This is a genomic window from Roseomonas genomospecies 6 (assembly GCF_008365375.1).
GTDB lineage: Bacteria > Pseudomonadota > Alphaproteobacteria > Azospirillales > Azospirillaceae > Azospirillum.
This window is the reverse complement of sequence record NZ_QOKW01000066.1, coordinates 1-3,082: the sequence shown is the minus strand read 5'-3', so window position 1 is coordinate 3,082 and position 3,082 is coordinate 1. Positions and strand designations below refer to the sequence as shown.

The window sequence follows — 3,082 nt, the reverse complement described above, 5'->3', positions numbered from 1 at the left end:
GTAAGCGTTGCGAGCGCACCCTCGGCTCGGGCCGGGCAATCACCGCATCGATCTGTGGCGACGGACCTTGAAGTGTTCGCGGAGGTCGAGGATGGCCTTTGCCTGGGCGGGGACGTCGGCCTCGGCGATGGCCTCCGTGCCGAACAGCATGGGGTCCAGCGTTTGGAAGGCCGCGTGCTCGGGCTTGTCCGGATTGGTCACACTCTTCCAGGCCCGTGGCGCCAGCCGGGTGGCGGCCAGAAAGCCGAGGGACCAGAACATCGGGTCCAAGCCTCCGTCCCGGTGCGGCGGCAGTTGAGGCCGATACAGGTAGGGAAACTGCGCCATCGTTTCCGACAGGCGGTTGTGGTGGTGCACAACGGCCTGGATGGCCAAGTGCTCGCGGCTTTCCTCCGTGGCGAGCAGGGTGCGCTCGCCCAGGAGCTGGCCGAGCCAGATCTGTGGATCGATGAACTTCGGCCCGACCAGCACGGCGGTGAGGTAGCCGTCGAGTGCGTCGAGGCGCGACACCGGCGCCGCCCGGCCGCGGGCCCGCAGGTAGGCTTCGAGGTCGCTGGCGTCCAGCATCGGCTTGGCCGTCATGCCGCCTGGCTCTCCTCGCCATCAACGGCGCCGTCCCGCTCCGCCTTCCACGTCCATGGCAACAGGCGGTCGAGGGCGTTGGCCTTGACCGCGCCGGACACCATGCGCTCCAGCACGTCGGCCACGTAGGTGAACGGATCGACGCCGTTGAGGCGGGCGCTCTGGATGAGCGAGGCCAGGATGGCCCAGTCCAGGCCCCCCGCCGCCGAGCCGGCGAAGAGAGCGTTCTTACGCCCTAACCCAATCGGACGCATGCTCCTCTCCACCGTGTTCGTATCGACGTCGATGCGGCCGTCGTCGAGGAAGGCCACTAGCCCGTCCCAATGGCCCAGGGTATAGTTGATCGCCTTGGCTAGGCTCGACTGGCCGGAGATCGCGCCCCGCACCTCCAGCAGCCGAGCCTTCAGCGCCTCCATGAGCGGCCGGCTCTCGGCCTGCCGCACCCGTCGGCGCGTTTCGGCCGCCGTGCCGCGGATGCGCTCCTCGATGGCGTACACCGCGCCGATGCGGGCGATCGCGTCGCGCGCCACGTCCGACTTGGTGGTCTTGAACACCGCCACGAACTTGCGGCGTGCATGGCTCAGGCAGAACACCAACCGGACCTTTGCCCCGGTGTGCCGGCGGCGCACCAGCGCCTTGTAGGCGGCGTAGCCATCGACCTGGAGAATGCCGGTGAAGGCCGCCATCTGCTCCTGCAGCGTCGCCGTGTCGCGGCCCTCGGCGAACACGTAGCCGACCGCCGGCATGGCCGGCCCCCGCCAGGGGCGGTCGTCCACCGCCTGGGCCCAGAGCTGGCACACCTTGGTCCGGCCCCGCCCGGGATCGAGCCGGGGCAACGGCGTCTCGTCGCAGTACACCCGCTCCTGGGAGCGGATGTAGAGCAGGAGCCGGTCGTACAAGGGTTTCAGCCACCATGCCGCCCGGCGAACCCAGAACATCAGGGTGGCGCGGTCGAGCGCCACGCCCTGACCGGCGAACATCTGCGCTTGCCGGTACAGCGGCAGATGCCAGGCGAACTTCGCCACCACGACATGGGCGACCAGGGCGGTGGAGGCCATGCCGCCGTCCACGACCCGTGGCCGGGCCGGAGCCTGGATCGGGGCGCCGGCGCAGGCCCGGCAGACGTACTTGGGCCGGATGGTGCGCAGCACGCGCACGACGGCGGGGATAACGTCCAGCGCCTCGGCGACATCCTCGCCGATCCGGTGCAGCCGCCCGGCGCAGCAGGGGCAGGCGGTGCTCTCCGGCTCGATCGTCGTCTCCACCCGCGGCAGATGCCGGGGCAGCGCGCCGACGTTCCGGTTCGCCGGCCGCCGCGGGCGCTCGGGTGCGGCCCGGTTGGCGTTGTCATTGGCCGGCGGCGCGGCCTCAGGGGCAAGGTCGCCGAGATCGAGGAGGCCCTGTTCGGGATCGATCACCGCCGCCTTCTCCGACTTGGCCCCGAAGATCAACGCCTTCAGGGTCTTCACCTGCTCCTGCAACTCCGCCTTCTCGGCGGCGAGGCGACGGACCATGCGGGCCAGCTCGGCGGGGTCCTGAGGGAGCGGATAGGGGGGCGGCGGCATGCCCCGGAGTATACCGGGAAAACCCGCTAAACCCCAGACAAATCAACGAGTTCAGCCCATCCAACGTGGCTTCTTGACCGGTGGCGGCGAGGCTGTTTGCCACGCCAGTCCGTCGAGCAGAAGCGCGAACTGCACCGCGCTCAGACGGATCGCTCCATCCTGGACCGGCGGCCAGGAGAAGCTGCCAGCTTCCAGCCATTTCGTTGCGAGAATCAGCCCGCTGCCGTCCCAGACCAGGATTTTGAGCCGGTCCTTGCGCTTGGAGCGGAAGACGAAGACGTCGCCGCAATAGGGATCGGCCTTCAGCGCCTCGGCGACCAAGGCGACCAGGCCATGGACGCCCTTGCGGAAGTCGATCGGCTGCGTGGCGACCACGACCTTGAGGTCGGGACGCGGCGTGATCACCCCCGCCCCCGGGCGGCCGCGACGACCGCCGCCGCGAGGCCGGGATCGACGGCGCCGTGGAACACCAACCGCCCGCTGCGCAGGTCCATTTCGATCCGGCTTGGCGGCGCCTCCCGAGTTGCCAGGCGGCGGTCCTCTGGGGGAGCGGGCGTCACTTCCTCGTCCATCGTGACCGGGACGAACAGCGGCGTCTGCATCGGGGCCGCCTCCGCGACAACGCCCGCCTCCCGGCGCCAGACCGTGAGCAGGCCGCGGTTCACCCCGTTGCGTCGCGCGACCTCCGAGATGTTGACGCCCGGCGCCGCGCTCTCCGCCACGATGCGCGCCTTCTCCTCCGCCGTGTACGAGCGCCGCTGCCGACGTCCCGTGATCACCTCGACCCGCCGATACGGCCTGCCTTCATCCATGCCTTCAAGTCTGGGATGAAGCCTGACGCCATCCTCCATCGCACCCTCCGCGTCCCGTGAGTCCGCGCGTAATCTCGATCATGGAACCCGGTTCGGGAAGAAGGGGGCGCTCGTAACGCTTAC

Annotated in this window: 4 protein-coding genes; all 4 read right to left on the bottom strand. The window is 69.8% G+C overall.

All coding sequences use genetic code 11. The annotated features are described in order from the left end of the window. Positions 1-39: 39 nt before the first annotated feature. From DS843_RS30695 to tnpA, 4 genes are read right to left on the bottom strand one after another with little or no spacing between them, the layout of a single operon-like run. On the bottom strand, positions 40-582 hold the full coding sequence (locus DS843_RS30695) for a YecA/YgfB family protein (protein ID WP_149472597.1): 543 nt from the start codon (positions 580-582) through the stop codon (positions 40-42). After that, positions 579-2,147, bottom strand: a complete 1,569-nt coding sequence (gene tnpC / locus DS843_RS30690; protein WP_149472596.1) for an IS66 family transposase — start codon at positions 2,145-2,147, stop codon at positions 579-581. The genes DS843_RS30695 and tnpC overlap by 4 nt, the downstream gene beginning before the upstream one ends. A gap of 51 nt (positions 2,148-2,198) precedes the next feature. Further along, entirely contained in the window at positions 2,199-2,552 is a 354-nt protein-coding gene (gene tnpB, locus DS843_RS30685; protein WP_149472595.1) for an IS66 family insertion sequence element accessory protein TnpB, read from the bottom strand. After that, positions 2,549-2,998, bottom strand: a complete 450-nt coding sequence (gene tnpA / locus DS843_RS30680; RefSeq protein WP_149472594.1) for an IS66-like element accessory protein TnpA — start codon at positions 2,996-2,998, stop codon at positions 2,549-2,551. The genes tnpB and tnpA overlap by 4 nt, the downstream gene beginning before the upstream one ends. Between the last annotated feature and the right edge of the window lie 84 nt (positions 2,999-3,082).

Coding starts and splice junctions, on each gene's coding strand:
- DS843_RS30695 (WP_149472597.1), bottom strand. CDS start 582: ATGACGGCCAAGCCGATGCTGGACGCCAGCGACCTCGAAGCCTACCTG.
- tnpC (WP_149472596.1), bottom strand. CDS start 2,147: ATGCCGCCGCCCCCCTATCCGCTCCCTCAGGACCCCGCCGAGCTGGCC.
- tnpA (WP_149472594.1), bottom strand. CDS start 2,998: ATGGAGGATGGCGTCAGGCTTCATCCCAGACTTGAAGGCATGGATGAA.